The organism is Sinomonas terrae (assembly GCF_022539255.1).
In the GTDB taxonomy this organism is placed as follows: domain Bacteria; phylum Actinomycetota; class Actinomycetes; order Actinomycetales; family Micrococcaceae; genus Sinomonas; species Sinomonas terrae.
This window is the reverse complement of record NZ_JAKZBV010000001.1, coordinates 4243331-4269756: the sequence shown is the minus strand read 5'-3', so window position 1 is coordinate 4269756 and position 26426 is coordinate 4243331. Positions and strand designations below refer to the sequence as shown.

Genomic DNA, 26426 nt, shown 5'->3' with positions numbered 1-26426 from the left:
ACATTGAGGGGCCCCTCCTGACGTTGAGGGGCCGCGTTGGCCCTACGGGTGATGGCAGACTATCGCCGTGACCATGCCATGGCCAGAGGCGGCCCGGCCGTCCGAGCCGGGGATTCCGGACCCGCTCGTTGCTCGCCTGCGGGCAGCCGGCTGCGTCTTCGCCGAAGACGAGGCGCGTCTCTTGCGCGAGGCTGCGGGCGACGACGTCACCCGCCTCGAGGCGTTCGTCCAACGACGGACCGGGGGCGAGCCGCTCGAGTACGTCATCGGGTGGGCAGAATTCGGGGATCTCCGGATCCGCGTGGCGCCCGGCGTCTTCGTCCCCCGGCGTCGGAGCGAGCTTCTCGCGCGCGAGGCGGCCGCGCTGGCGCGGTCGACCACGGGCGGGCACGCCGTCGTCGTCGACCTCTGTTGCGGGACCGGCGCCGTCGGCGCGCTCGTGGCGCACACCGCTCCCGGAATCGAGCTCTATGCCGCCGATATCGACCCCGTCGCGGTGGAGGTGGCCCGCCTGAACATCGCGCCGTTCGGCGGTCAGGCCTCGGCCGGCGATCTCTTCGCGGCACTCCCGAACGAGATCCGGGGCCGCGTGGACATCATGACGGCGAATGCGCCTTACGTGCCGAGCGAGGCGATTGCGCTGATGCCGCCCGAGGCGCGCGACTACGAGCCGCTGGTCGCCCTCGACGGCGGCGAAGACGGCCTGTCGATCCAGCGACGGGTTGCCGAAGGCGCCGGGGAGTGGCTCGCGGGGGGCGGCTGGCTGCTCATCGAGACGAGCAGGCATCAGTCGCGGGCGACGGCGGAAATGATCGTTGACGCCGGTTTTACGGCGCGCATCGTGCGGGATCCGGAGATCGGGGGAACAGTAGTTGTAGGACAGACGATGAAAGGAGCACCATGAGCCAGCAACCTCAGTCTCCGTCTTCGCCCCAGGAGCCGAGTCGACCAGATCAGCCGAGCAGCACAGATCAGCCGAGCAGGGATCAGCCGAGCCGCACAGGCCAGCCGAGCCGGAAAGGTCCGTCGCAGCAGCCGCTGCAGCGCGAGCGCCCGGCCGCCCAGCCGAAGACGCGCGAGGAGCCGCCTGTGACGCGCGCAGGCGTCGTCTGGGCCGCCGTCGTCGTCGCGCTGATCGTTCTCATCCTGCTGATCGTGTTCTTCCTGCAGAACCAGGACACGGCCCGCGTGCAGTTCTTAGGCCTCGACGGCTACGTTCCTCTCGGGCTGGCACTCTTCATCGCGGCTGTCGCCGGCGGCGTGTTGGTCGCGATTGCTGGGGCGGTTCGAATCCTGCAGCTGCGCCTGCATGCGCGCAGAGTGCGGCGAGCGCCCAAGCCTTAGCGGCCGGGCGCTCGCAGACGACGACGGATCCGGCTAGGCGCGGCTCAGGACGAGCGCAGCGTTGTGGCCTCCGAAGCCGAAGGAATTGACGATCGCGGCGCGAGCGTCGACTTCACGCTTGACGTTCGCCACGACGTCGAGCTTGATCGCAGGGTCGATCGTCGTGAGGTTGGTGGTCGGCGGCACGACGCCTTCCCGCAGCGCCATCACCGATGCGATCGCGCTGAGGGACCCCGACGCGCCGAGCAGGTGGCCCGTCATGGACTTGGTCGAGGTGACGGGAGCGTCGATGCCGGTCTCGGCCAAGGCCTCGGACTCGTTGACGTCCCCCGTGGGCGTGGCCGTCGCGTGGGCATGCACGAAGTCGATGTCGCCGGGTGCGAAGTCGGCTGCGCGGAGTGCGAGCGTCATGGTGCGGGCCTGGTTCGACGGGTCGGCACCCACGATGTCGAAGGCGTCCGACGTAACGGCGGCTCCCTCGAGATACGCGTAGATCTCGGCGCCGCGAGCCCGCGCGTGGGATTCCCGCTCGAGGACGAGCAGCGCAGCACCCTCGCCGAGGACGAAGCCGTCACGGTCGGCATCGAACGGTCGCGAGGCGGCCTCCGGATCGTCGTTCCGCTTCGAAAGAGCCCGGATCTGGCCAAAGGCCGCGAGCGTCAGTCCCGTGATGGCGGCCTCGCTTCCGCCGGCCACGACGACGTCGGCGCTCCCTGCGAGGATCATCTCGCGGCCCATCGCAAGTGCCTCAGCGCCAGACGCGCACGCGCTGGTCGGCGTCCGGGCTCCCGCCTTGGCCCCGAGGTCGATCGAGAGCCAGGCCGCAGCGCCGTTGCCCATGAGCATCGTGACCGTGTGCGGCGAGACCCGGCGGGGCCCGGAGTCGTCGAGGATGTGTTCCTGCACGATCGTCGTCGTGATACCGCCGATCCCAGTCCCCACCACCACGCCCAGCCGGTCGCCGTCGATCTCGGGGCGCCCGGCCATCTCCCACGCCTCGCGGCCTGCCACGAGCGCGAACTGCTCGCAGCGGTCGAGCCGCTTGATCTCGCGGACGGCGAGAGCATCGGTGAAGGAGCTTGGGACGGTCCCGGCGATCCGGGTGGTGAGCTGGGAGGCCCAGTCAGCCTCGAGGGCTGACACGCCGGACCGGCCCTCGCGGAGGGACTCCCAGGTCGACGGCGCATCAGTTCCGAGGGGGCTGACTGCCCCGAAGCCTGTGATAGCAATGCGGTCCATGCGTTCAAGTATTCCTGTTGAGGTACGTTTCCCGCGGTGCGGTAGCGGTCAATGGCGGCCCTCCCCTTTTGGTGGATTCCTACAGGCACCCTTCCCGAAGTTCCCCCACAGCAGGCTCATCTTTGTGCCTCTTCGACAAAGGGAAGGATGAGTCCATGGGCGCGACTAGGCTGGGCAGCATGACGACGGCGCTCATCACGGGTGCGAGTTCCGGCCTCGGAGCCGAATTCGCCCGTCAGCTCGCTGCCCAGGGCCACGGCCTCGTGCTCGTCGCGCGCGACGAGGACAGGCTTCAGCGACTCGCCGCGGAACTCCGCTCGCGGACCGGCGTCGAGGTCGAGGTGCTCCCCGCCGACCTGACGGATCAGGCGCAGCTCTCCGCCGTCGTCGACCGCGTCGCCGACCCTGCGCGGCCCGTGGGAATCCTCGTGAACAACGCCGGGATCGGCCTTCTCCACGACTTCGATCGGAACCCCCTCGAGGACGAGGTGCGGCACCTGCGGCTGCACGTCGAGGCGACCATGAGCCTGTGCCACGCCGCTCTTGCGGCGATGACAGAGCGGCGCGAGGGTCGCATCGTCAATGTCGCCTCCGTCGCTGCCTATCTGCCGCGGGGTTCCTATTCGGCGGCGAAGGCATGGACCCTCTCGTTCAGCCGATGGGCCAACCTCCACTACCGGCGCGACGGAGTCCTCGTCACGGCACTCTGCCCCGGCTTTGTGCACACGGAGTTCCACGAGCGCATGGGCATGTCGAAGCGGTTCATCCCGCCGTTCCTATGGCTGCGCGCCTCGCGGGTCGTACGCGAGGGGCTGCTGGACAATCTCCGCGGGAAGGCTGTCTCGATCCCGTCGAGGCGGTACAAGGCCGTTGCACTCGTGAGCCATGTGCTCCCGCGCAGGCTCCTCGTGGGGCCCCGCAGGCGGCCGCTGAACTAAGGCAGCTCCATGACCCGGATGGGCGAGCCGGCCGTAAACGCTGCGATGTCCTCGACGGCGTCCTGGTAGAAGATCTCGTACTGCTCCTGCGTCACATACCCGATGTGCGGCGTGAGGATGGCGCGCGGCTCGCTCCGCAGGGGGTGGTCGGCGGGGAGCGGTTCGACGTCGAAGACGTCAAGCGCCGCGAGCCCGAGGCGGTCGTGGGCGAGGGCATCGAGGAGCGCGGCCTCGTCGACGAGCGGCCCTCTCGACGTGTTGACGAGGATTGCGTCCGGACTCATGAGAGCGAGCTCATCAGGCCCCACGATGCCACGCGAACGCTTCGAGAGCACGAGGTGAATGGTGAGGATGTCCGCCGTTGCGAACAGCTCGTCCTTCTCGACCCGCCGCACGCCGACCTCGGCCGCCCGCTCATCGGTGAGGTTCTGGCTCCAGGCCACGACATCCATGCCGAACGCAAGCCCGACCTTCGCGACGCGCGAGCCGAGGTTGCCGAGGCCGAGCACGCTCAGCCGCCGCCCTTCGAGCCCCCGTCCCACAGTCGTCTGCCACCCGCCTGAGCGGATCGCCCCCAGTTCGACATCGAGCCTCCGGGTCGCGGCATGGATGAGGGCCCACGTGTGCTCTGCGGCCGGCGCGGGCACGTAGCCGGTGCCGCAGACCGTGATGCCGCGGGCGGCCGTCTCCTTGAGGTCGATCGAGGCGTTGCGGCGCCCGGTCGAGACGATGAGCCGCAGATTCGGGAGGCGCTCAAGGCGCTCGGCCCGGAGCGGGGTCCGCTCCCGCATCACCACCAGTGCATCGAAGTCCTCAAGCGCCGCGACGACAGCGTCGTCGTCGTGCCCCAAGTGCTCCGAGAAGAAGGTGACGTCCGCACCCAGCGAATCCCAATCCGCGAACCCGGCGGCGACGCCCTGATAGTCATCGAGCACAGCGATCCTCATGCGCCCAGCCTACGGCGGGCTAGGATCGGCGAGTGAGCCCCCGCGCCGAGTCCATCCGTCCCCGGCTGAGCGAATTGCGCCTCGACAACCTCGTCGCGGGATACGCGGGGGACCTCGATTCGGGTGAGCGGGCGGAGGGACTTGCGTTCGACGGCGTCGACCTCGCCGATCGGGGCCTGGCGGGGGTTGCCTTCGTCGAGTGCACGCTCGACGGCGTCACGGTCGACGGCGCGGACCTCACCGGAGCGTCGTTCGTGGAGACTCGGATCGACCGCCTCGGTGCGCCGAGCCTCACTGCCCCGCGCTCGCGGTTCCGGGACGTTGAACTCGGAGCCTCCCGCATCGGATCGGCCGAGCTCTACGACACGACGTGGTCCGGCGTCGCAGTCCGGGGCTGCAAGCTCGGCTTCGTCAACCTGCGCGCGGCGGAGCTCACCGACGTGCTGTTCGAGGACTGCGTCATCGAGGAACTCGACCTCGGCCGCGCCAAAGCCACTCGAGTGGCCTTCGAAGGCTCCATCGTCGAGACCCTCGACGTCACCGGCGCCGAGCTCCGGCATGTAGACCTACGAGGTGCGCGACTGGGGAGAGTGGCGGGGATGCCCGGTCTTCGGGGCGCGATCGTGAGCAGTCTCCAAGCCGCCGAACTCGCAGAGGCCATGGCCGAGCAACTCGGCATCACAGTCCAGGGCTGAGCAGGTCTCCAACACTGAGCTGGACTCCAACACTGAGCTGCCCCCCAACGCTCGCGCCGTCACGTCTGCGGGGTGTGGACCCTGCGGAGGTGACGGCGCGAGCGTTGTGGGGTGGGTGGGGTGGCTGTGGGGGTGGGTGGGGCGGGTGGGTGGTTATTGGGCGTCGTGGTCGGTTTCGAGGACGGTGACGAGTTGGTCGAGGGCGGTGTCGGCGCCGGGGCCGTCGGCGCGGAGGGTGACTTTCTGGCCGTATTCGGCGCCGAGGGACATGAGGGAGAGGATGCTGGAGGCGTCCAGGGCCTCGTCTTCGGGGTCGCCTTCTTTGGCGATGGTGACCTCGATGCCGGTGTTGGCGGCGGCTTCGGCGAAGATCGCGGCGGGGCGGGCGTGGAGTCCGACGCGGGAGCCGATGGTGGCGGTGCGTTCTGCCATGGGTTTCTTCCTTCTCCTTCTGGGTGTGGGTCAGAGGCCGAGGTCGGCCAGGGCGGGGAGGTGGGTGCGGACGGCGGTGCGGGCGGCGTCGGCGGTGGGGGCGGCGAGGGCGAGGGCGGCGAGGTGCTGGGCCTGGGGGAGGGTGGTGGTGGCCAGGACGTGGGCGACGGCGGGGATGGCGCGGGGGGTCATGGACAGGGTGGTGACGCCGAGGCCGGCCAGGACGACGGCGAGGGCGGGGTCGGCGGCGGACTCGCCGCAGACTCCGACGGGCTTGGGGGTGCCGGTGGCGGCGGCTGCGGCGGCGGCGCCGTCGGTGGTGGCCTTGACCAGGTGCAGGACGGCGGGCTGCCAGGGGTCGTTCAGGGCTGCGAGGGGGCCGAGCATGCGGTCGGCGGCCATGGCGTACTGGGTGAGGTCGTTGGTGCCCAGGGAGGCGAAGTCGGCGTGGGCCAGGACGTGGCCGGCGGTCAGGGCGGCGGAGGGGACCTCGACCATGACCCCGGCGACCGGGAGGCCGGCGGCGTGGGCCAGGGCGGTGAACGCGGCGGCCTCCTCGGGGGTGGAGACCATGGGGGCCATGACCCACACGTCGGCCTCGTGCTGGGCGGCGGCGTCGGCGATGGCGGCGAGCTGGCGGGCCAGGACCCCGGGGGAGGCGGCGTCGGTGCGGTAGCCGCGGACCCCGAGGGCGGGGTTGGGCTCGTCGGTGTTGGTCAGGAAGGGCAGGGGCTTGTCGGCGCCGGCGTCGAGGGTGCGGATGACGACCTTCTTCGAGGCGAAGTGGGCGAACACGGCCCCGTAGGCGGCGACCTGCTCGGCGTGGGTGGGCTCGGTGTCGCGGTCGAGGAAGGCGAACTCGGTGCGCAGCAGCCCGACCCCCTCGGCGCCGGCGGCGGCGGCCCTGGCGGCGTCGGGGCCGGTGGCGACGTTGGCCAGCAGGGGCACGGGGTGCCCGTCGGCCAGGCGCCCGTGCCCGTCGAAGGAGGCCAGGGCCGAGGCCCGGGCGGCCCAGGCCGCGGCGGCGGCCCGCTCGGGCTCCCCGGGGCCGGGCACGACCTGCCCGGCGGCGGCGTCGACGTAGACCAGCGTCCCGTCCGGGATGGCCTCGACGCCGGGGGCGGCGACGACGGCGGGCAGGCCCAGGGCCCGGGCCAGGATCGCGGTGTGGGACTGGGGCCCGCCCCCGGAGGTGACGAGGGCCAGGACCTTGGCCGGGTCCAGGGTCGCGGTGTCGGCCGGGGCCAGGTCCTCGGCGGCCAGGACGAACGGGGCCGGGGAGTCCGGGATCCCCGGGGCGGGGGCGCCGGTGAGCTCGGCGACGATCCGGGCCCGGACGTCCAGGACGTCCGCGGCGCGCTCGGCCATGTACCCGCCCAGGGACTTCAGCTTCTCCGCGACCGCGGCCCCGGACTCCCACACCGCCCGCTCGGCGGAGCGGGGCCCGCCGGCCGCGTCCGGGCCCAGCAGCTTCACGGCGCCCTTGACCAGCATCGGGTCCGCGGCCATCAGCGCGGTGGCCTCCAGCACGGCCTTCGCGTCCCCCGAGGCCGCCCCGGCCCTGGCCTTCAGCGAGGCCTGGACCGCCTTGGACGCGGCCCGGATCCGCTCGGCCTCGGCCTCCGCGGACACCCCCGCCGGTGCCCCCGCCGAAGGCTCCCGCACCGGGGCCGGCATCTGCCGCACCGGCCCCACCACACGCCCCGGCGTCACACCAACACCGTGAAACTGCTGCATCTTCGGACCTCGAACTTTCTCCGCTCGTCAGGCGGCGACAGGCTGAGCTTCGACGGCCGCGGGGGCCTTCCTGCCAACGTAGCGCTTGAGACCGACGGTCGCCAGAGCCGTCACGACGACACCAACAGCGATCGAGACGACCCACATGACGAAGTTGTCAATCGCGAAGAAGACGAAGATGCCGCCGTGAGGAGCCTTCGAGCCCGCGTTGAAGGCCATGCTGAGCGCGCCCGTGATGGCACCGCCGAGCATCGAGGCCGGGATGATCCGGAACGGATCGGCCGCGGCGAACGGGATAGCGCCCTCGGAGATGAACGATGCGCCGAGGAGCCACGCAGCCTTGCCGTTCTCGTGCTCCGCCGCGTTGAACGTCTTGGGCGAGATGACGGTCGCGAGGGCCATTGCGAGGGGCGGCACCATGCCGGCAGCCATGACGGCGGCCATGATGTGGTATGGAGCCTGGTTCGTCGCGGTGGCGGCGCTGAGGCCGGCCACGGCGAAGGAGTACGCAACCTTGTTGACCGGGCCGCCGAGGTCGAAGCACATCATCAGGCCGAGGATGATGCCGAGGCCAACCGCAGCTGCGCCTGACATGCCCGAGAGCCACGAGTTGAGGCCGTCGGTGATCGCCTTGATGGGCCAGCCGAGGACCACGAACATGAGGCCGGAGGCAATGATCGAGGCGATGAGCGGGATGATCGCGACCGGCATGAGGCCGCGCAGCCACTTGGGCGCGGAAAGCGAGCCGAGCCAGTGGGCGGTGTAGCCGGCCAGGAGGCCGCCGACGATGCCGCCGAGGAAGCCGGCGCCCATGAGGCCAGCGACAGCACCGGCAGTGAAGCCGGGTGCGATGCCGGGTCGGTCGGCGATGGCGTAGGCGATGTAGCCGGCAAGGGCGGGAACGAGGAAGCCAAGCGAGGTCGAGCCGATTGTGAACAGTACCGCACCCACATACGCCCCGAGTGGGCCCCAGGCCTGCGGCCCGAACTGCGTCGGCAGGTCGAAGAAGTTGTTCTTCAGAACGATCGTGCTCGCGTACTTCGTGATGTCGTAGCCGCCGAACAGGAAGCCGAGCGCGATGAGCAGACCGCCTGCGGCGACGAACGGGATCATGTAGCTGACGCCGGTGAGGAGTGAGCGCTTGAGCTTGCCGCCGGCCGATTCGCGGCCCTCCGACTCCTCGGCCGGGGCACCACCGGTCGCGGCGAGCCTCCGTCCGTTCGGATCCGCGGCGACGGTGAGCGCCTCGTTGAGCATGACGAGCGGCTCGTCGATGGCTCGCTTGACGGGCGACTGGACGTAGGGCTTGCCGGCGAAGCGGTCCTTGCCGCGGACATCGACCTCGACGGCGAACACGACGGCGTCCGCGTTGTCGATGACGGTCTGCGGAATCGGCGTCGCTCCGGCCGAGCCCTGCGTCTCGACAATGACGTCGATGCCGTTCTCCTTGCCCGCTGCCACGAGTGAATCGGCCGCCATGTAGGTGTGGGCGATGCCGGTGGGGCATGCGGTCACGGCGACGACGAGCTGGCGGCGTTGGTGAGCGGCAGGGGCGGCCACGGGAGCGGGCGCAGCCGGTTCGGCCGGGGCACCCGAGGTGCTGAGGCCGAGTGCCTCGTTCACGAGCGCCACCACGTCCTCGGGGGTGCGGGCGGCGCGGAGGGATGCCGTGAAGTCCTTCTTGATGAGGCTCCGGGCGAGCTTGGCGAGGAGCTTGAGGTGCTCCTGGTCGGCGCCCGAAGGGGCCGCGATGAAGAAGACGATGTCGGCCGGACCGTCCTTGGCTCCGAAGTCGACCGGCTGCGAAAGGCGAGCCATCGCGAGGGAGGGAACCTGGACGGCCTCCGATCGGCAGTGCGGAATGGCGATGCCGCCGGGAACCCCGGTGGCCGTCTTCTGCTCGCGGGCGTAGGCGTCCGCGAAGAGGCCGTCAGCGGCCGTCGCGCGGCCGTCGTCTGCGACGGTCTGGGCGAGCTTCCGGATCACGTCAGCCGAAGCGTCGCCGAGGGCGACGTCCAGCAGGACCAGCTCCGGGCTGATGAGTTCGGTCATGGTCAGTCCTTCGTGAGAGCCGTGACGGTCACGGCAGAGGGATCGGTCTGGTTGACTGCCGGGACTGTCGATCCCGGCAGGGAGGCCGCCGCCGCGCCGTGGGCGACTGCCTGACGGAGACGGCCTTCGGCGTCCGCTCCGCTGGTGTCGGCCAGGAGGTACCCGGCCAGCGAGGAGTCGCCGGCACCCACGGTGCTGACGGCCCGGATGGGGGCATGCGTGGCGAGCCACGCGCCGTCGGCCGTCACGAGGACGGCACCTTTCGCGCCGAGCGTCGCAAGCACTGCGCCCACTCCAGCGTCGACGAGAGAGCGTGCGGCGGTAGCCGCTCGCTCAGGGGAGGCCTCGAGATCCGCCGGGGTGCCGGGGTCTGGGAGGCCGACGAGCGTGGCGAGCTCGGCGAGCTCGTCCGCGTTGGGCTTGAGGAGGTCCGGCCGGCCGCCGAGTGAGGCGGCCAACGGGGCACCCGAAGAGTCGACGGCGATCTTCGGGGCGGACGCGCCGAATTCCGCGCGCAGGCGCTCGGCTGCCGATGTGTAGAAGCCGGCCGGGACCCCGGGCGGCAGGGATCCTGCGAGCACGACCCACGAGGCCCCGCTCGACTGCTCCACAAGGAGCTTGAGGAGCTGCTCCTGCTGGTCCAGGCTGAGTTCCGGGCCAGGCTCGTTGACCTTGGTGGTCACTCCTCCTGGCTCCGTGAGGGTCACGTTCGAGCGGAGGGCCTGGTCGATCGGGAGCGCCGCGAACGGGACGTTGGTTGTTTGGAGGCCCGCGAGGAGGGGATCTCCCGGGTCGCCCGGGAGCACGGCGAGCGTCTCGAGGCCTGAGGCGACGAGCGCACGGGAAACATTCACACCCTTGCCGCCGGACTCCTGCCGGACGGCGACTGCGCGCTGCACCTCGCCCCGCAGGAGGGGGCCGCCGAGCTCGACGGTGCGGTCCAGGCTCGGATTGGCGGTCAGGGTCACGATCATGAGTTGCCTGCCTTCACTACTTCCACTCCAGCCTTCTCAAGTGCCGCAGCAAGCTCTGGTGACGGATCGGCGTCCGTGACGAGGGCGTCGAGTTGGTCGAGCCGTGCGAACTGGACGAGGGTTTCGACGCCGAGCTTGCTCCCGTCGGCGAGGACGACGACGCGCCGCGCCGCACGCACGAAGGCCTCCTTGACGGCTGCCTCCTCGCTGTCGGGCGTGCTGAGCCCGAAGGCCTCGTGCACGCCGTTTGTGCCGATGACGGCGAGGTCGGGGCGCAGGCGCTCGACGGCGTCGACCGTCTCCTGCCCGACAGCGGCCCGGGTGAGGCCCCGGATCCGGCCGCCGAGGAGGTGCACGGCGTGCGCGGAGCTGCCCGCGAGCTTGTCGGCGAGCGGAAGGGCGTTCGTAATGACGACCTGCTCCGCGCCGTTGTTCCGGCGCCCGTTCGTCTGCGTGAGCAGCACGTCGACGAGAGCCTCCGTCGAGCTCCCGGCGTCGAGGAGGATGCTCCCCGGCCGGCTGCTCTCGATGAGAGCGGCGGCGGCCTCCGCTATGAGCTGCTTCTGGAGGAGATGCTGCACAAGCCGCTCGGAGAGGGTGGTCTCCGTGGTCGATACGCTGTCGGCCGGGACCGCGCCCCCGTGGACGCGGCGCAGGATGCCCGCCTGCTCAAGCGAGGCGAGGTCTCGGCGGACTGTCTCCGTCGTGACCGCGAAGCGCTCTGCGAGCTCAGTGACGCTCACGCGGCCGGCCTCGGCGACGCGGGCCGCCACCAGTCTCTGCCGTTCCTCGGCGAACATCTGCATCCGAACGTCCTTGTCCTCGTGCACCCATCCTGATCGGATGTGGCGTACATCACAACAACTTTGGTTTAGTTGACTCTATCTGTGTTTGTGTTGCTTTGTCAATGGGTTCCAACATAAACAAAGATGCGCCCGTTGTCGGGAGGCTTTGGGAGGCTTCAGACATGAGTAGAGCCCGGCACGTGGCCGGGCTCTACTGTTCTTCTTGGGTCTGCTGCTCGGGCTTACCCGTGCGGCTTACATGTCCACTTACAGGTGCTCTTACATGTCCACATCGTCGACGCCAGCGTGGCGATGCACGACCGTGCGACGGGTCGAAGCGGCCATGATCAGCGAGACGATGAGGCCAAGCACGCCGACCACCATGAGGATGTACCCGATAACGACCTGGTTGACGTACGGGATCAGCCCCGGGGCCAGCGCGAACGCCAGGATGGCACCCAGCGCGATGAGAACGATCGATGAACCAATTCGCATGATTCACTCCTGACGGTTGGCGGGTGCAGCTTGCACTCGATGCACTGATTACTACCCAGTTCGCGAGGCCTGCAAACACCCGCGCTGCTCATGATTTTCGGCCTCTCTTTCGAGCGCCGCACGCCGTTACGCTGGGGGGATGGCGAGGAAGAATTCTGCGTTCCGGATCGCCGGGACCACAGCCCGTGGCGCGCTGTTCGATCGGAAGGGCAAGGCCCGTCCAGGCCTCCAGCGCGCGCTCTTGCGTGCCGTCGACGTCCAACGCCCGCTCGTGGTGGCGAACATCCAGCGGCTCAAGCGCCGCCACCCGAATTCGACCACCGCTGAGCTGGGGCGCCGCCTTGACCGGGACTACTTGCGCGCCGTCGTCGGTGGCGGCGCCGCGATCGGCGGGACGGCCGCCGTCCCCGGCGTCGGCACCCTCACGTCGCTCGGTCTCTCTGCCGTGGCGACTCTGGGCTTCCTCGAAGCGACCGCGTTGTACGCAGCCTCGATCGCCGAGCTCCACGGAGTGCACCTCGAGGACCCGGAGCGTGCCCGCACCACCGTGATGGCAATCATGCTCGGGGAGGAAGGAACGGCCCTCCTGAGCGAGCTCACGGGGCATGCCCTCGGCAGCCCCGGTACACCTAACGCGGCCTGGGGTGCGGCGATCAACCGCTCGATTCCCGGGCCCACGGCTCGTCTCGTCCAACGTCAGGTGCGCGAGCGTTTCATCAAGTGGCTTCTGCGCCGGGAGGCCGGAGTCATGGTGGGCAGGGCGCTGCCGTTCGGGATCGGAGCCGTCGTGGGTGGCTTCGGCAACCGGGCAATGGGCCGCGCCGTCATCCGCTCGACACGCACGGCGTTCGGCGCGGCACCCGACGTGCTGCCGGGTGAGATCGCAGGCTAGCCGCCGAAGATCGCGTGGGCGATCGCGTAGATCACGAGCCCCGCAAGGGCACCTACGATGGTGCCGTTGAGCCGGATGTACTGAAGGTCTCTGCCGACCTGCAGCTCGATCTTCTGCGAGGTCTCCTCGGCGTCCCAACGGGCGATGGTGTCCTCGATGACACCGGCGATGTCAGAGCGGTACGTCGCGACTGCGTATCCCGCGGCCTCTCCGATCCAGGCGTTCACCTTCCCCGCGAGCTCATCGTCGGAGACGAGGCGTGTGCCGAAGTCCCGGACCGCCGTTGTGAAGCGGTGGTAGAGCTCGCTCTGGGGATCATTGACCGCATCGAGGAGCGCGTGCTTGATCGTGGTCCACGTACGGCGGGCCAGATCGCGCACCTCGGGGTCGCCGAGGATCTGGCCCTTGAGGGACTCGGCGCGTGCGATCATCGCGGGGTCGTACTGCAGGTCCCGTGCGAGGTCCTTGAGGTACTTGTCAATGGACTCGCGCACCTGGTGGTTCGGGTCGCTCTGGACGGCGGCGACGAACTTGGAGAGCTCGATGTAGACCTTGTCGCCGACCAGCTCGTTCGCGAAGTTCGGAACCCAGGAGGGGGAACGGTCCGTCACGACCCGTGTCACGGTCCCATAGTTGGCCGCCACCCAGTCGGCCGCACGGTCGACGAGGAGGTCGACGAGGCGGTGGTGGTGGCCGGCGTCGAACACGCGCTCGGCGAGGCGCCCGATCGGCGGCCCCCACGGCGGGGTGAGCAGGTGCTTGCGGACGAGGGACTCGATGACTGCTTGGACGTCGTCGTCATTGAGGACGGTGAACGCACCGCGGATCGCGGCCGACCCCTCTTTGGCCACTCGCTCGGCACCAGCAGGAGTGGAGAGCCAGGACCCTGCCTTGCGCGCGATGTCCACCGAGTCGAGCTTTGCCCGCACGACGTCGGCCGAAAGGAAGTTGTCCTCGACGAACCCGCTGAGGGCTGATCCGATCTGGTCCTTGCGCCGGGGGATGATCGCCGTGTGGGGGATCTTGAGGCCCATCGGGTGGCGGAAGAGCGCCGTGACGGCAAACCAGTCGGCCAGCGCGCCGACCATTCCGCCTTCCGCCGCAGAGCGGACGTATTCGAGCCAGGGGAACTGGCGTTGGAGGGCGAAGGCGACGGCGAACACCGCTGCGATGGCGATGAGAAGGCTCAGGGCCAGCGTCTTCATGCTGCGTAGGGCTGCGGCGCGCTCGGCATCTGCGGGGCTGAGCTCAGCCGTCCGTCCGGTCTCCGGGCTTTCGGCACGATGGAGCATCACCATAGGCCAACCCTACTCGCCGGAATCGGGAGTCAGCAGGTCCGATAGCGTAGAGGTATGACTTCCGAGCGCCCTCTCGTGTATGCCCACCGCGGGGCGAGCGCCCAGTTCGCAGAGCACACACGCGCCGCGTACTTCCAGGCTCTCGCGGACGGGGCGGACGGCGTCGAGTGCGACGTCCACCTGACCCGCGATCAGCACCTCGTCCTCCTGCACGACCCCAACCTCGACCGCACGTCGAACGGCACCGGGGCCGTGGCCGACCGCACCCTCGAAGAGCTCCGCGAACTCGATTTCTCCTCATGGAAAGGTGCCCGGATTCCCGCGGAGTTCGGCGGGGTCAGCCAGCAGCTCCTGACCCTGCCCGAGCTTCTCGACATTCTTGCGGGCACCGGGCGAGACGTCGGGCTTGCGATCGAGCTCAAGCACCCGAGCCCATACCAGCTCAGGCTCGAGGACACAGTCCTCGAGGTGCTCGAGGCCCGCGGCTGGGAGGCGAGCTCGTCCCGCCTCGGCAACATCCGCGTGAGCTTCATGAGCTTCGACGCAGACGCCATCCGCTATCTGCTCGCGCGCGTCCCTGCCGAACACGTGTGCATGCTCGTCGACGACGTCCAAGTCGAGGATGTCCGCACAGACCTAGCCCTCGGGCGCTTCACGGGCGGGGCGGTCGCGAACGTCCTCAAGGCAGCGCAGGCAGAGGCAGAGGCGATCCTCGACGGCGGCCGCGCAGGCATGGCCGGACCCGGCATCGGCTACGTCCGGAACCACCCGAACCGAGTGCGCGATTGGCTCTCCGCCGGCCGGCGCTTCCGGGTGTGGACAGTCGACGAGCCCGACGACGTCGAACACTGCCTGTCCGTGGGGATCCAGGAGGTCACCACCAACCGCCCCGCTGACGTGCTCCGTCAGGTGGTCGCGGCCGGTGTGTGATCGGTGTCCCACCCGTGTCTAACGGGCAGCTTGATCAGGGCGGAGCGGACGACGGCGGCGCCCGGGTTACGCTGCGGCGCTCGCCGGCGTTTCGCATCGGGATGTCCATTGCCGTGGCGACCGGACTCTATGGGATCTCGTTCGGCGCCCTTGGCGTCACCTCGGGCCTGAGCGTTCTCCAGACCATGGCCCTGAGCCTGCTCATGTTCACGGGCGGATCCCAGTTCGCGTTCATCGGCGTGATCGCGGGCGGGGGTTCGGGAGCCGCGGCTGGGGCGGCGGCCACGCTCCTCGGGATCCGCAACGCCGTGTACGGGATGCAGCTCAACGCGATGTTCGGTCCGCGCGGGTGGCGGCGCTTCGCTGCTGCGCACGTGACGATCGACGAGTCGACGGCGACCGCCTCCGGGCAGAGCGACCGGCTCGAGCAACGACGCGGGTTCTGGAGCGCAGGCCTTGGCGTCTTCGTGCTCTGGAACCTGTTCACCGCGGTGGGCGCGTTCGCCGGGAATGCGATCGGCGACCCCAAGCAATGGGGTCTCGACGGGGCGGCGGTTGCTGCCTTCCTGGGTCTCCTGTGGCCGCGGCTCAAGGGGCGCGAGCCCGCTGCGATCGCCGTCGTCTGCGCCCTCGCGACCGTGCTGGCGGTCCCGTTCGTGCCCCCGGGCGTCCCGATTCTCGTCGCGGCGCTCGTGGCCGGCGTCCTCGGCTGGGTGAGCCACGCAAGGGCGGCCGCTGACCGCCCGCTCGAGATGGAGGGCCTGGAGCCTGACCTCGATCCGTACGCCCATCGCGCGCATCGCGATGAAGGCCCTGACGAGGCGTCTCGGGGTGATTCCGCGTGAACCTCTGGTTCTGGGTTATCGCCTCGTGCGCCGCGGCCTACGCCATCAAGCTGCTCGGCTATCTCGTACCACGGCGGTGGATGAAGAACGAGCGAATGACCCGTATCGCGGGCACGGTCACGATCGGTCTGCTCGCCTCGCTCACGGTCGTGAACGCCCTCGGGAACGGGCAGGCCCTCGCCTTCGACGCGAGGATCGGCTCACTCGCGGCTGCGGCCGTGGCGCTCCTGCTGCGGGCGCCGTTCCTCGTCGTCGTGATCGTCGGTGCTGCCGTCGCGGCAGGTCTCAGGCTGCTCGGCTGGGGCTAGAGGCCCCTTCGGCTCGCGTCAGAGCGGGAGGTCCACCTCGGGGATGGCCTCGAGCGGCGGGAGCGGCCGTGGTTCCCGGTGGGTCCGGATGGCATCCTCGACGAGGGCCACGTAGCGGAGCCACGCCATCGAGCCCGGGGCCACCGTGTCGCCGACTCCGATGAGCATCGCGACGAGGCGGACCATGTCGAGGAGACGGAGCTCCTCACGGAGGGTTCCCTGTTCCTGGCCGCGGCTGAGCAGGACACCCATTGACTCGATGAGCTTGCCGGCGAGCCCCACGAGGAGCTGGCGGCGCCCGGCGACCGCGGAGAGCAGGTGGTGCTCGTCGTTGGCCACCTGCATGACGGCGCTGAGGACCTCCACGAGCCCGGCGGCCGCGTCGGGATTGTCGAGGGCATCCTCGGCCACGGGCTCGACCTTGACCTTGATCTGCCGCTCGATTGCGGCCAGAACAAGCTCTTCCTTGTCCGCGAAGTTGCGGAACAGCGTCGCGGGACCGACGCCGGCCCGGTCGGCGACGGACTTGAGCGAGACGTTCGGTCCGTCCTCGCGGAAACACTCGAGGGCTGCCGTGATGATCTTCTCGATATTGCGAGCCGCGTCCGCCCGCATGGGCTTCCGCCAAGCTCCTTCGTACTGCATTCCTCCACCGTAGCTACCGAGAGTGACGGAGTCGTCTATGTGAAGCTGAACTCTCAGAGAAATCTCGCGTTCTTGGTGCGAAAAAGTCTCGAAGGGAAGCCCGGCCCGGCGCCGCGTGAGCGTGGAAGACTGGGTCCATGATTGTCGCCTTCTCTGTCTCCCCCTCCGGCGAGAGGCCCGCAGAAGCGGGCCACGCGCCGTCGGACATTCCTGCCGATTCGGTGCATGAGGCTGTGGCCGCCGCCGTGAAGGTCGTGCGGGACTCCGGACTGCCGAACCGGACGAGTTCGATGTTCACCGAGATCGAGGGCGACTGGGACGAGGTCATGGACGTGGTCAAGCGCGCCACGGAGGCCGTCGGCCGGTACGGGACCCGAGTTTCGCTTGTCCTCAAGGCGGATATCCGCCCCGGCCACACGGGTGAGATAGAGGGGAAGGTCGAGCGGCTCGAGAGGGCGATCGAGGAGACGCGCCAGTAGTTCTCAGCGCGTTCGTCCATCAGGTCTGCTTGGCCTTGAGCGCGCGCTCGAGGATCTCCAGGGCTCGGGTGCGATGCCATCTCGCGTATCGGCGCGGGCCGTCGGCAGTCATGACCGTTACCCACAGGGCTAGGCCTTGCTGCAGAGCCTTGGGGGACGGTTCCTTGTCCGGGCCGGGAAGCAGCAGCCCAGTTTCTCTAAGGAGGTCGCCAACGCGTGGGGCGGGTATGCAGAGTTCTGCGCTGAGCTCTCTCTGCCCCCAATATTCCATGCGGCTTACAGGGTGCCCGTTATCGTCAATGATCCGTGGCTTTTGCCCGTCGGAAGGCGTGCCTTCTGGTCTGGTGAGCGTTGCGAACAGGTCGCTGAGGGGTACCTGCAGGGGGTGATGGTCCAGCCGCTGCGAGATCGCGCTGAAGTACGGGAGTCTGGCCCATTCCCCGTGGTCGCCAATGACGTAGAGCCGGTGCTTTGCCCGACTGACGGCAACGTTGAAAAGGTTCGGAGTCTCAACTGCCCAGTTCCTGACCCCGGACGTCTTGCCTCCGAGGACGAGGATCACGATGTCTGCTTCCTTGCCCTGAGCGCGGTGGACGGTCCCCGACTGCGCCTTCGAGTCGCGAAGATACCGTCTCGCCCGCCGCTCGATTTCAAAGGCTGTCTGCCGGAACGGAGCGATGGCGAGCACCTTGGACATATCGTGCCCCGCCTCCTTCAGATTCCTGAGGAGTTCATCGAAACGGATCAGCTCCTGGATCGAGGAATGACCATTCCATTCGGTTGTGGTCACATCGAGCCACGAGGATTTCGGGGCTTCTTGATGATGCTCCCCAAGGGGAAATCTCCTGAACAGGGTTTTTCCACCATGGATCATGAGGCCGTCGTAGACCTCCTGGTTGACGGTGTCGAACATCGGATTATCGCATCGCCGGTGGACCCGTAGTGGTGCCCCAACCCAGATCTTGTCCCGCCCAGCCGGTTGGATATGCGTTCCGTACTTGGCCGTCCGGTCAGCGAGAACCTGCGCGGGGTGGGTCCCGGAGAGCCAGCGCGGGTGGGTGCCGGCTATCTCAAGGAGCCGGTTCTGGAATTCGCTTGGGAGGGTCACCACTGGTGTGAGTTGGAGCGGATCGCCCACCAGCAGGGCGCGTCGGGCGCGGGAGATGCCGCAAAGGGCTGCCTGAGGGGTGGCCTGGCCGGCCTCGTCGATGAAAAGCCATCCGAGCTGTTCGTCTTTGAGGGAGGCAAAGAGCCTCGGCATGGAGGCGAATGTGGTGGTCATGGTGGGCACCACCATGAACAGGGCTTCCCAGGCCTCTCTCACTGCTGCGGACGGGGTATCAGGCGCGACCGACTTCTTCAGCACGTTGCAAACAGCCGAGAGGTTCTGACGCATTTTCTCGTTCTGGTCGAACACAAATGCTCGGTGCAGCTGGAGGGCTTCGAGAAAAAGCCGGGATCGGGCCTCGTTGAACTCCTTGTCGAGCCACGGCGCGGCCTTCTCCCGCTCCACGCTGCCGATGGCGAACCAGTCTGCAGGTGGCTTCTCATGGGTATATCGGGCGAGCGCGGCCTCCGCCGTCGTGAGCCGACGTTTCCGGTTCTGCAGACGGCCGGAGGTCTCGTCCCGGCGCGCCCGAAGCGAAGAAGCAGCGATTCGTAACTCACCGATTGTCGCCTTGAGGCTCGCGGTCTCCGTGCAGGCACGATCCACGCGTTCGGCGAGGTCGGCCTGCCGTTGCCTCCACGCATTCATGACACGTCCGAGGGAGAAGATCTGTTCCAATACTCCCGGCCGTGCGGCCAGATGGCCGGCAAGGTCAGCACGAACTGTCGCTTCGGCCCGTGCGAGCTCTGCAAGGGCTGCCTCCTGCCGGGAGACGAGCCACTCTTGCTCTTTTAGCTGTGTGGTGTCGACCTCAAGCGCGCGCTCGAGGTGTTGGGTCTCTTGACGGAGGCGTGGCAGGTCGACGAACGCCTCGTGGAGCCGCTGCCGTACTGCCCGAAGGCGGTCCACCTCGCATTTTGCTTTCAGGAAGGATTTCCTGGCTGCCGGCCACGAGAGGGCATCGGCAGGCGGCTGGTTCAGCAATTGGAAGAGCCCAGGTACCGCATCGTCGGCGTCGGGCCATCTCTTGTCGCCGAAGAGCGCTGCGCCGATGAAGGCTCCGACGTTGGCGGAGTTCCCGAGTTTGGCGGAGGTCAAGCCCCACGCCTGCTTCGGTGGCTCGTCTTCGTCGCCGTCGTTGTTGCGCTTCTCGTTCAACAGGCGGGTTGCGATCTCGGGAAAGTATCTCGCCGTATCGCTAAACGTGGGGCCGATGACGTTTTCGGAGAGTGCAGGGATTTCCAGACTGATGTTCTCGACCGCCCCATTGTTGGAAGAGGCTATGACTATCTCGAAGCCGCGCAGGCTCTCGTGCAGCCGGTGAACTTTGGACCGGATTCCGGACCTGGTGTTGATCTCCCTGGTCCCAACGAATGCGCTTGCCGCGTGATCGAACGAAGCCAGAGCTGTGGCGCGCTTGGTCACCAATGCTGCGATCATGTCCCTGAGCATGGTCGTCTTGCCGGTGCCCGGAGGTCCATTGACGGCGAATAGCCCTTCAGCGCCTTCCAGATCGGCCAGCGCCCGGTTGATCGCGAACTGCTGCGACAGGGCCAGAGGATGCGTGACGTCGCTCGGCCACCGGCCGTCGGGCAGCATGTTCGGCGAGACCGAGTCGTAGACGGCGAGGGCGTCCACGCGGACATCGACTCTCTGCTCGGACGTGTCAGGACCCAAATATTGGGACATGGCCCCGCCCCACCGGGGTTTCTGCGAGATCGATAGGAGATCGGAGAAGAAGAAGCTGTTGAGAAACTTGGGCTCCGGTTCTTCGGCATCCCGCCTCGCCCGGATCTCCCGGCTCTCCACCCTGATGGCCGCCAGTTCCCCGCCCCGGTATGTCAGAAGTCCGTCAGCTCCCGTTTCGCTCAGGGCGAGGGCAAGAATCGCTTGGAGATCAGCGTAGGCCAGGGGTCGGGTCTGGAACCCAGAAGGAGATTCGTCCCCCGCCCGTACTCCGCGCGCCAGGATAAGGTCGCCGAGCCGTTGTGCCCATCTCGTCTCATCAGCCGTGAAGCTCTCGAGAACATCATCCAGCCGGTTCCGCTGTCTGAAGCGACCGGCAGCCCAGACGCACTGCGACAGAGTCACGTCATCGACGCCAAGCACTCCGTCTTCCCCAACACTGAGCATCGCCACCGCGCTTTGGCCAGCCGACGGGGCCGTAAGGTCCTCAGCCGTCTTCGTGCCGAGGACGGTCCAAGCCGACTCCACGTCGTATACGCCAAGAAACACGCTGTGCCGCCACACCCGTCCGGGGCGGCTCCGAGGCCAACGAGGATCCTCCCACGGAAGCGGAGCCTGCCCTGAATAGTCCGCTACGTACGGAATCGCTCCACGGGATCTGGAAGGGTTCGGCACACTCTGAGGCGAAAAAGCTTCAACCGCGAGCCAGAAATCGAAGGGAGCCTTGCCCTCTATGGGACGCCCTCCTCTGCTGCCCGATGCCCCCTCTTTCGCGCCCCCCATAGAGCACCCTCCTTCTACGCGCGCGGCCTAGTCCCCGACAACCCCCGGTCTCCTGACCAGGTGAGCCAACCGTGTCAGGGGATACCCGATCCGACGGGCGCAGGTGTCTAGCCAATCTAATCGGGCAGCTTCCCTGACGGATGATTACAAGGTCACCGCGGCCTCGATCGAGTGCAGCGAGGAGCTGATCGACGCGGAGCAATGCAGGGCGAGCGTTCATTATCGTGGGGGCGGCGTTGCTGGACTGCCGTGGATTTCAGCAGGTACGAATGTCACGTTGCGCCGACACGGGGACCGCGCCAGACTGAGCGACATGGTCGAGCACGCACCCAAACCCGGATGGATCGACGTCGAACGCTGGCTGACCAAGACGGTTGTGAAGCCCGGGCCTGAGCACGAACGGGCGCTGCAGACCGCCGTGGAGCGCGGAATGCCCGCGATAGAAGTCCAGCCCACGGCAGGGAAGCTCCTCCATCTCCTCGTCCGGATGAGCCAGGCTAGGCGGGTCCTCGAGATTGGCACCTTGGCGGGATACAGCACGATTTGGATGGCCCAGGCGCTCCCGGAGGATGGCCACCTCGACACGCTCGAGTACCTTCCCGAGCACGCGGAGATCGCCCGGGCGAACGTTGCCGCGGCAGGCCTCGACGGTCGTGTCGAGGTACACGTCGGCCCTGCCCTCGAGACGCTTCCCGCGCTCGAAGGACCCTACGATTTCGTCTTCATCGACGCAGACAAGCAGAACGACACGAACTATCTCCAGTGGGCCGTGCGGCTCGGGCGGCCGGGGACCGTCGTCGTCGTCGACAACGCGGTGTGGGAGGGGGCGCTCCTCGATCCCAAGATCGACGAGACGAATGCCCCCGGAATCATCGCGGCGCTCGAGTTGCTCGGCAGCCCGCCGTTCGAGGCGACGGTCGTGCAGACCGTGGGCTCGAAGGGCTGGGACGGTTTTGCGCTCGCCGTTGTGAAGTAGCGGCCGGTGGACTTCGAGATCACCGACGCCGGGCCCGACGACGCCGAGGAGCTTCTCGCCGTCAAGGATCAGGGCTGGCGGGAAGCCTATGTCCACCTGTTTTCCCCCGACTTCCTCGCGCGCCTCGGCGGCAACCCGGAGCGCACCGAGCGTTGGCGGCAGCTTCTGGCAGGCGACGGCGGAGAGCACTTTGCGGTGGGCCGTTCGGCCGGGCGCATGGTCGGGATGGCGGGGGCCGGCCCAGCGCGCGCCGACTCGGGCGGCGACGCCCCGGCTCCGCAGGAGCTCTACACGATCTACATCCTCGCCGAGGCGTACGGGAGCGGGCTCTCGAAGGCCCTCGCGGAGCGGGTCCTCGGCGACGGTCCGGCATTCCTCTGGGTCCTCGAAGAGAACGCGCGGGCGATCGCGTTCTACAGGAAGCTCGGCTTCGAGCCTGACGGCGCGCGCGAGTTCTTCGTCGCCGATGACCAGCGCGTGCCGGAGATCAGGATGGTGCGAGGCTGAACGAGGGTAGAAGGCCCAATCAGCCGATGGGGAGGATCGCTGCCCCGAAGTCGGTAATGGTATAGCGGCCGCAGGAGACTGTGCGATGTGGCGCCGTGTTGGCCGGTGGTGGCAGCTGAGGGAGCGGGTATGCGGTGTCGCTGAGCACGAACGAGACCTTCTGGGTGGCGTAGTCTGTTCGGTCGGTGAGCCAGGGGAAGGCGCTGAAGGGATCCTGTATCTGGATGAGCTGGTCGGGCACGGCGAGGTAGGCCTTGGGCCCTCGGATAGTCCAGAAGTGTCCCGCGCCTGTGCGGTGGCTTGCGCTGATCCACTCGTCGACACAGCGGATGTCCGGGTTGAGTACCGTTGCCGACCGGCTCAGGGCGACCGTTGCGACGGCCGAGAAGCTCAGGCAGACCACCACCGTGGCGGCAAGAAGCGCCTGGAGCGTCCTGTGGGGAAGACGCCGGGGGAACGGCGTGCGATGGTCGATGAGCCTGGGGGCCAGCACCAGAGTGCAGACGGGCGCGAAGAACATGGGTTGGAGGTACCTTGTGCCGAAAGCGCCTAGGGCGATCGCGCCGACGATGACGACGACCGGGGCCGCCCACCCCATGCCGGACACGAGGGCCGCGTTCGCGTCTTGTGCCGCGAGGAATTTGCGGAACGCGATACCCGAGACGAGGATCAGGGCGACGACGGCCGTGAGCGAGATCGCCCCGGCCAGTGTCCATGCGCGATCGGCCAGCATCTTGGGGTAGTAGACGGCCAGCCAGGGCGCCGATCCGACATCGAGGTAAGCGGTACTGTCCTTGCCGATGAGGGGAGCGAAGGGGATCCTTCCCGCGAACCCGAGGGCGGAGCCCAGGGTCAAGAGGGCCCCGATTCGGATGAGGCGGCGCCATAGGAGCATACGCCGCCGGGCCATGAGGGCAAGGACCAGCGCCAGCGGTCCTGCCTCCCAGCCCAGGAAGAGGGGATTGGTCAGTGTGGCCGCGGCGCTCAGGCCGAGGAGCCCGAGCCCGAGCCAGCGTGTTCTGCCAGTTTGGGCCGTGGCGAGGGACGAGGCCATTCCCGTCGCGAGCACTGACGCCAGCACGGTCGAGCTGTAGTACGTGGCAGTCGCCAGGAGGGAGGCGAGCTCGAAGGTATCGGGGCGGGGAGAATCTTCCAGGAGTGTGAGGGACATCATCGCGGCGAAAGCCACTAGCGCACCGGAGACTTGGCGCGGCGGTGCCGCCGACCTCTGGACGAAACCGCTCAGGGCTCTGAGCGAGCCGTAGAACAGGAGGAAGTTCGCGACCGCGTTGAGCGCAAAGGTTCCTCAGTGTCATCGTGGGTGGTGCCGCAGGTGCTGCGGTGGTTGGATCCTTCGCATCCGGTGCTTGGCTCTAAACCTTGATCCACCGATCGGGTGTTGGGTCCGGCGGTCCTGTGCGGGCGGTGGATGATGGATGTTTCGGGCAGGGGTGGGGGCGCGGCCTCGCTGCCGGCGGTGTTCCACTTCTGGTGCTGTTCGGGGCCTCGCGGGGCCAGGCTGCGTCTTCCTAGGGCATGGACGGCGGGGCGTGGGCGGCGGTGAAGAGCTGTTCCCATGCGTTCTGCCAGGGCCAGTTCGCCGGCAGCCGCAGCCGGATCTTCCGGGCGCTGGCGGCGATCCGGGCCGGGAGGTTCACGAGCTTGCGGCGGATGGTCCCGGTCCTGGCTTTCGCGAAGGGGCCGGCGGCCAGGGTCCCGGCCGCGCGGGCGAGGTTGAAGGCCATCACCGCCGCGACGAGCCAGGCCGAGTTCGCCGCGAACTTCCCCGAGGGCAGGTGCGCCAGGGCGCTGTCCTTCAGGTCGGCGTGGACCTGCTCGATGACCGCATGGGCACGGTGCGTGGCATCGGCCGCGACAGTGCCCAGGTCCTGGGCGGGGACGGTGGTGAAGAAGGCGTGGTGCCGGTGCGTGTCGAACAGGGTCCCCTGCCCGTCGGGGGCCTTGGGGTTCAGGTCCGGGATGCGGCGCACGACGAGCCGCCCGGTGACCTGTTCGGCCTTCTTCCGCGAAGCGAAGGCGGTGAAGGGGACCTCGGCGACCTCCGCCCGGGAGATCCAGGTCCCGGCGGCCTGGTCGAAGACCGCATCGGTGTACTCGATCGCCGTCCAGGCCTCCGATGGGATGGCGGCGATGGCACGCTTAACTGCCGGGTCCAGGCGCACCGTGACCGAGACCTCGGCCCCTGCCGCGAGGGCGGCGGCGACGGTGGGGTGCCCGTAGAACGCCGAGTCGGCCCGGACCAGCGCCCTCCCCGGCGTCCCGGCGCGGCGCAGGGCGGAGAGGGCGTCGGCGACCAGCCGGGACGCCCCGCGCGGGGACGCCGCAGCGCCCTTGCGCAGCCGCTGGGCCAGGATCACCGGCGCGCTCTGGGCCGTGGTGGCGGTGGCCAGCAGGGCGTTGAGCCCGCGGACCCCGGAGTACCCGAAGCCAGCGCCCTGCTTGGCGTGGCCGTGGACCTCGATGATCGTGTCGTCGACGTCCACGAACACGAACTCCCCGACGGCCGGGGCGTCCAGCAGCGGGGCCCGCGCGGCGAGGTTCGCCAGGAAGCGGGCGGCGACCGCGTCGAGCTGGCGGACGTGGCCGAAGGCGAACGCGCGCAGGAAGGAGCCCAGGGTCGAGGGCGCGTAGCAGGCCTTGAAGAGCCTGCCCATCCCGCCGTGGCGCAGCAGGGCCATGTCATCGATCGAGTCCGCCCCGGCGACCATCCCGGCCACCAGCGAGGCGATCTTCAGGCCCGCGTTCGCGCCCTTGTCCGTCGGCACGCTCAGATGCGCGTCGGTCAGGGCCCGGAGCCCTGCGGCCTCGGCCAGGCGCATCACCGGCAGCAGGCCTGCCGCGGAGACGAGGTTCGGCTCGTCGAAGGACACCGCCACCGCGGCCTGACTGTGGGAAACTTGCACCTACGAGATGCCCTCTCATCCTCAGGGAACTGGTTCTGTCGCAAGTCCAATTCTCCCCGGGATGGCGGGCATCTTGCCCTTAATTACGCCACGCCGCCACGAACCCCATCGGTGGATCAAGGCTAAAGGTTCCCGTCGTCACCTCGTCGAGGAAGGACTGGCTGGTCAAAGTTCTGCCGGCACCGGGTGTGAAGGGACCGGCCGGCGTGACTTGATAGGAGCGTGGGTAGCGCCCTCGACTGAGGTTTGTCCACCGACCGGTCCGGCCATTCCCTCAAAGAGGAAGGTACCAACCATGGTGGTGGTTCTGGGCGGCGACGTCCACAAGAAGTCCCATACCTTCGAGGCCGTCGACGGCAACGGACGACGCCTCGACGGGATCACCGTCCCGGCCACGCCCGCGGGTCATGACAAGGCGGTCCGCTGGGCCAGATGCGGCTTCGGGGACCAGGAGCGCCTCTGGGGGATCGAGGACTGCCGGCACCTCTCGGGCCGCCTCGAGCAGGACCTGCTCGCCGTCGGGGAACGCGTCGTGCGGGTTCCGCCGAAGCTCACCGCGAAGGCACGCGCCTCGGCCCGCACGCGGGGCAAGTCTGATCCAATCGACGCCCTTGCCATCGCCCGCGCAGTCCTGCGCGAACCGGAGCTGCCGGTGGCCGCGCACGATGCGGCCTCCCGTGAGCTGAAGCTGCTCACCGACCGGCGCGATGACCTCGTCGCCGAGCGCACCCGGGCGGTGAACCGGCTGCGCTGGCACCTGCACGAGCTGGAGCCTGCACGCGATCCCTCTCGCGGCGAGCTGGCCCGCCAGACCGTCAGGGTCGAGCTCGCCGAGTGGCTCGGAATGCAGGAGGGGCTCGTAGCCGAGCTCGCCTTGGAGATCCTGGCCGACATTGACCGCCTCAGCCCGAAGATCGAGGCCCTCGCAGCGCGGATCGGATCCGTTGTGCGCGAGTACGCTCCCGCCCTGCTCGCGGTCCCTGGCTGCGGTCCACTCAGCGCGGCCAAGATCATCGGCGAGACAGCAGGGATCCGCCGCTTCCGTTCCGAGGCCTGCTATGCGATGTTCGCCGGCACCGCACCCATCCCCGCCTGGTCCGGCAGCACCGCAGGGCGCGTCCGGCTCAACCGCTCCGGGAACCGTCAGCTCAACGCCGCCCTCCACCGCATCGCCGTCACCCAGACCCGCCACGAATGCCCTGGCCGCGACTACTACCACCGCCGCCTCGGCTGCGGTGACAGCACGAAGGAAGCACTCCGCTGCCTCAAACGGCAGATCACCAGAGCCGTCTACCGCGCCCTCAGCTCGAACGCCCAGACCACCGAAAAGGCCGCAGCCTGAATCCGGGCCCCCTCCCGGCTCCCGGCTGCCCAGCCGCGCCCGCAGCCGCGGTCAAGGCTGGCCGC

General features: G+C 68.6%; 25 protein-coding genes. 12 read left to right on the top strand and 13 right to left on the bottom strand.

The genetic code is table 11. The features are described from left to right. Window positions 1-73: 73 nt before the first annotated feature. Both L0M17_RS19790 and L0M17_RS23015 read left to right on the top strand, forming a co-directional pair. A complete protein-coding gene (locus tag L0M17_RS19790; RefSeq protein ID WP_241056517.1) occupies window positions 74-904 on the top strand; it encodes a putative protein N(5)-glutamine methyltransferase in 831 nt (276 codons plus the stop codon). Window positions 905-1089: 185 nt separating this feature from the next. After that, a complete protein-coding gene (locus L0M17_RS23015) occupies window positions 1090-1344 on the top strand; it encodes a LapA family protein (protein ID WP_372498048.1) in 255 nt (84 codons plus the stop codon). Between the two features lie 33 nt (window positions 1345-1377). Here the strand turns inward: L0M17_RS23015 and L0M17_RS19780 are convergent, their stop codons facing one another. Further along, the gene (locus L0M17_RS19780; protein ID WP_241056078.1) at window positions 1378-2583 is read right to left on the bottom strand and encodes a beta-ketoacyl-[acyl-carrier-protein] synthase family protein; all 1206 of its coding nucleotides are present in this window, start codon (window positions 2581-2583) and stop codon (window positions 1378-1380) included. 155 nt (window positions 2584-2738) lie between these two features. On the opposite strand from L0M17_RS19780, the gene L0M17_RS19775 reads away from it, so the two are divergent. Beyond that, complete coding sequence (locus tag L0M17_RS19775) at window positions 2739-3521, top strand: SDR family NAD(P)-dependent oxidoreductase (RefSeq protein WP_241056077.1); 783 nt, start codon at window positions 2739-2741, stop codon at window positions 3519-3521. Here the strand turns inward: L0M17_RS19775 and L0M17_RS19770 are convergent. Then, complete coding sequence (locus L0M17_RS19770; RefSeq protein WP_241056076.1) at window positions 3518-4468, bottom strand: D-2-hydroxyacid dehydrogenase family protein; 951 nt, start codon at window positions 4466-4468, stop codon at window positions 3518-3520. The two genes, L0M17_RS19775 and L0M17_RS19770, sit on opposite strands and share 4 nt — an antisense overlap. A gap of 32 nt (window positions 4469-4500) precedes the next feature. Between L0M17_RS19770 and L0M17_RS19765 the strand changes: the two genes are divergently transcribed. Then, window positions 4501-5163 (top strand): pentapeptide repeat-containing protein, encoded by a 663-nt coding sequence (locus tag L0M17_RS19765; RefSeq protein WP_241056075.1) that lies wholly within the window; start codon window positions 4501-4503, stop codon window positions 5161-5163. Window positions 5164-5316: 153 nt separating this feature from the next. Here L0M17_RS19765 and L0M17_RS19760 read toward each other — a convergent pair whose 3' ends face one another. The 6 genes from L0M17_RS19760 to L0M17_RS19735 form a co-directional block, all read right to left on the bottom strand. Beyond that, window positions 5317-5595, bottom strand: coding sequence for an HPr family phosphocarrier protein (locus L0M17_RS19760; RefSeq protein WP_241051408.1), 279 nt, complete (start codon window positions 5593-5595; stop codon window positions 5317-5319). A 30-nt stretch (window positions 5596-5625) separates the two neighbouring features. Next, a complete protein-coding gene (locus tag L0M17_RS19755; RefSeq protein WP_241056074.1) occupies window positions 5626-7332 on the bottom strand; it encodes a putative PEP-binding protein in 1707 nt (568 codons plus the stop codon). A gap of 27 nt (window positions 7333-7359) precedes the next feature. After that, window positions 7360-9384 (bottom strand): PTS fructose transporter subunit IIABC, encoded by a 2025-nt coding sequence (locus tag L0M17_RS19750; protein ID WP_241056073.1) that lies wholly within the window; start codon window positions 9382-9384, stop codon window positions 7360-7362. 2 nt (window positions 9385-9386) lie between these two features. Further along, window positions 9387-10358 carry a 1-phosphofructokinase family hexose kinase gene (locus L0M17_RS19745; protein ID WP_241056072.1) on the bottom strand — a complete coding sequence of 324 codons (972 nt, stop codon included), beginning with the start codon at window positions 10356-10358 and terminating at the stop codon, window positions 9387-9389. Further along, entirely contained in the window at window positions 10355-11158 is an 804-nt protein-coding gene (locus tag L0M17_RS19740) for a DeoR/GlpR family DNA-binding transcription regulator (protein WP_241056516.1), read from the bottom strand. The genes L0M17_RS19745 and L0M17_RS19740 overlap by 4 nt, the downstream gene beginning before the upstream one ends. 264 nt (window positions 11159-11422) lie before the next feature. Next, entirely contained in the window at window positions 11423-11638 is a 216-nt protein-coding gene (locus L0M17_RS19735; RefSeq protein ID WP_241056071.1) for a hypothetical protein, read from the bottom strand. A 139-nt stretch (window positions 11639-11777) separates the two neighbouring features. Here L0M17_RS19735 and L0M17_RS19730 point away from each other — a divergent pair, with 139 nt between their 5' ends. Then, window positions 11778-12530 (top strand): hypothetical protein, encoded by a 753-nt coding sequence (locus tag L0M17_RS19730; RefSeq protein ID WP_241056070.1) that lies wholly within the window; start codon window positions 11778-11780, stop codon window positions 12528-12530. Here the strand turns inward: L0M17_RS19730 and L0M17_RS19725 are convergent. Next, a complete protein-coding gene (locus tag L0M17_RS19725; RefSeq protein ID WP_241056515.1) occupies window positions 12527-13822 on the bottom strand; it encodes a DUF445 domain-containing protein in 1296 nt (431 codons plus the stop codon). The genes L0M17_RS19730 and L0M17_RS19725 overlap by 4 nt on opposite strands. Before the next feature lie 60 nt (window positions 13823-13882). Here L0M17_RS19725 and L0M17_RS19720 point away from each other — a divergent pair, with 60 nt between their 5' ends. The 3 genes from L0M17_RS19720 (at window position 13883) to L0M17_RS19710 (ending at window position 15911) form a co-directional block, all read left to right on the top strand. After that, a complete protein-coding gene (locus tag L0M17_RS19720; protein ID WP_241056069.1) occupies window positions 13883-14758 on the top strand; it encodes a glycerophosphodiester phosphodiesterase in 876 nt (291 codons plus the stop codon). A gap of 101 nt (window positions 14759-14859) precedes the next feature. Beyond that, on the top strand, window positions 14860-15603 hold the full coding sequence (locus L0M17_RS19715) for an AzlC family ABC transporter permease (protein ID WP_241056514.1): 744 nt from the start codon (window positions 14860-14862) through the stop codon (window positions 15601-15603). Then, entirely contained in the window at window positions 15600-15911 is a 312-nt protein-coding gene (locus L0M17_RS19710; protein WP_241056068.1) for an AzlD domain-containing protein, read from the top strand. Before L0M17_RS19715 ends, L0M17_RS19710 begins: the two co-directional genes overlap by 4 nt. Before the next feature lie 18 nt (window positions 15912-15929). Here the strand turns inward: L0M17_RS19710 and L0M17_RS19705 are convergent, their stop codons facing one another. After that, entirely contained in the window at window positions 15930-16556 is a 627-nt protein-coding gene (locus tag L0M17_RS19705; protein WP_241056067.1) for a TetR/AcrR family transcriptional regulator, read from the bottom strand. A gap of 137 nt (window positions 16557-16693) precedes the next feature. Between L0M17_RS19705 and L0M17_RS19700 the strand changes: the two genes are divergently transcribed. Beyond that, window positions 16694-17035, top strand: a complete 342-nt coding sequence (locus L0M17_RS19700; protein WP_241056066.1) for a thiamine-binding protein — start codon at window positions 16694-16696, stop codon at window positions 17033-17035. Between the two features lie 19 nt (window positions 17036-17054). On the opposite strand, the gene L0M17_RS19695 is transcribed toward L0M17_RS19700, so the two are convergent. Beyond that, complete coding sequence (locus L0M17_RS19695) at window positions 17055-19832, bottom strand: DEAD/DEAH box helicase (RefSeq protein WP_241056065.1); 2778 nt, start codon at window positions 19830-19832, stop codon at window positions 17055-17057. 1093 nt (window positions 19833-20925) lie between these two features. Between L0M17_RS19695 and L0M17_RS19690 the strand changes: the two genes are divergently transcribed. Together L0M17_RS19690 and L0M17_RS19685 are read left to right on the top strand one after the other, a co-directional pair. Beyond that, window positions 20926-21588, top strand: a complete 663-nt coding sequence (locus L0M17_RS19690; protein ID WP_241056064.1) for an O-methyltransferase — start codon at window positions 20926-20928, stop codon at window positions 21586-21588. A gap of 6 nt (window positions 21589-21594) precedes the next feature. Next, the gene (locus tag L0M17_RS19685; protein WP_241056063.1) at window positions 21595-22095 is read left to right on the top strand and encodes a GNAT family N-acetyltransferase; all 501 of its coding nucleotides are present in this window, start codon (window positions 21595-21597) and stop codon (window positions 22093-22095) included. Between the two features lie 19 nt (window positions 22096-22114). On the opposite strand, the gene L0M17_RS19680 is transcribed toward L0M17_RS19685, so the two are convergent. Together L0M17_RS19680 and L0M17_RS19675 are read right to left on the bottom strand one after the other, a co-directional pair. Next, on the bottom strand, window positions 22115-23284 hold the full coding sequence (locus L0M17_RS19680; RefSeq protein ID WP_241056062.1) for a hypothetical protein: 1170 nt from the start codon (window positions 23282-23284) through the stop codon (window positions 22115-22117). Window positions 23285-23624: 340 nt separating this feature from the next. Beyond that, window positions 23625-25019, bottom strand: coding sequence for an IS1380 family transposase (locus L0M17_RS19675; protein WP_229230975.1), 1395 nt, complete (start codon window positions 25017-25019; stop codon window positions 23625-23627). Window positions 25020-25314: 295 nt separating this feature from the next. Between L0M17_RS19675 and L0M17_RS19670 the strand changes: the two genes are divergently transcribed. Further along, complete coding sequence (locus tag L0M17_RS19670) at window positions 25315-26361, top strand: IS110 family RNA-guided transposase (protein WP_241056061.1); 1047 nt, start codon at window positions 25315-25317, stop codon at window positions 26359-26361. Window positions 26362-26426: the final 65 nt, after the last annotated feature.

What these genes read in the sequence shown, in the direction of transcription:
- L0M17_RS19790 (WP_241056517.1), top strand. Translation starts at nt 74, where the DNA reads ATGCCATGGCCAGAGGCGGCCCGGCCGTCCGAGCCGGGGATTCCGGAC.
- L0M17_RS19780 (WP_241056078.1), bottom strand. Translation starts at nt 2,583, where the DNA reads ATGGACCGCATTGCTATCACAGGCTTCGGGGCAGTCAGCCCCCTCGGA.
- L0M17_RS19775 (WP_241056077.1), top strand. Translation starts at nt 2,739, where the DNA reads ATGGGCGCGACTAGGCTGGGCAGCATGACGACGGCGCTCATCACGGGT.
- L0M17_RS19770 (WP_241056076.1), bottom strand. Translation starts at nt 4,468, where the DNA reads ATGAGGATCGCTGTGCTCGATGACTATCAGGGCGTCGCCGCCGGGTTC.
- L0M17_RS19760 (WP_241051408.1), bottom strand. Translation starts at nt 5,595, where the DNA reads ATGGCAGAACGCACCGCCACCATCGGCTCCCGCGTCGGACTCCACGCC.
- L0M17_RS19755 (WP_241056074.1), bottom strand. Translation starts at nt 7,332, where the DNA reads ATGCAGCAGTTTCACGGTGTTGGTGTGACGCCGGGGCGTGTGGTGGGG.
- L0M17_RS19750 (WP_241056073.1), bottom strand. Translation starts at nt 9,384, where the DNA reads ATGACCGAACTCATCAGCCCGGAGCTGGTCCTGCTGGACGTCGCCCTC.
- L0M17_RS19745 (WP_241056072.1), bottom strand. Translation starts at nt 10,358, where the DNA reads ATGATCGTGACCCTGACCGCCAATCCGAGCCTGGACCGCACCGTCGAG.
- L0M17_RS19740 (WP_241056516.1), bottom strand. Translation starts at nt 11,158, where the DNA reads ATGTTCGCCGAGGAACGGCAGAGACTGGTGGCGGCCCGCGTCGCCGAG.
- L0M17_RS19735 (WP_241056071.1), bottom strand. Translation starts at nt 11,638, where the DNA reads ATGCGAATTGGTTCATCGATCGTTCTCATCGCGCTGGGTGCCATCCTG.
- L0M17_RS19730 (WP_241056070.1), top strand. Translation starts at nt 11,778, where the DNA reads ATGGCGAGGAAGAATTCTGCGTTCCGGATCGCCGGGACCACAGCCCGT.
- L0M17_RS19725 (WP_241056515.1), bottom strand. Translation starts at nt 13,822, where the DNA reads ATGCTCCATCGTGCCGAAAGCCCGGAGACCGGACGGACGGCTGAGCTC.
- L0M17_RS19720 (WP_241056069.1), top strand. Translation starts at nt 13,883, where the DNA reads ATGACTTCCGAGCGCCCTCTCGTGTATGCCCACCGCGGGGCGAGCGCC.
- L0M17_RS19715 (WP_241056514.1), top strand. Translation starts at nt 14,860, where the DNA reads ATGTCCATTGCCGTGGCGACCGGACTCTATGGGATCTCGTTCGGCGCC.
- L0M17_RS19705 (WP_241056067.1), bottom strand. Translation starts at nt 16,556, where the DNA reads ATGCAGTACGAAGGAGCTTGGCGGAAGCCCATGCGGGCGGACGCGGCT.
- L0M17_RS19700 (WP_241056066.1), top strand. Translation starts at nt 16,694, where the DNA reads ATGATTGTCGCCTTCTCTGTCTCCCCCTCCGGCGAGAGGCCCGCAGAA.
- L0M17_RS19695 (WP_241056065.1), bottom strand. Translation starts at nt 19,832, where the DNA reads ATGTCCCAATATTTGGGTCCTGACACGTCCGAGCAGAGAGTCGATGTC.
- L0M17_RS19690 (WP_241056064.1), top strand. Translation starts at nt 20,926, where the DNA reads ATGGTCGAGCACGCACCCAAACCCGGATGGATCGACGTCGAACGCTGG.
- L0M17_RS19670 (WP_241056061.1), top strand. Translation starts at nt 25,315, where the DNA reads ATGGTGGTGGTTCTGGGCGGCGACGTCCACAAGAAGTCCCATACCTTC.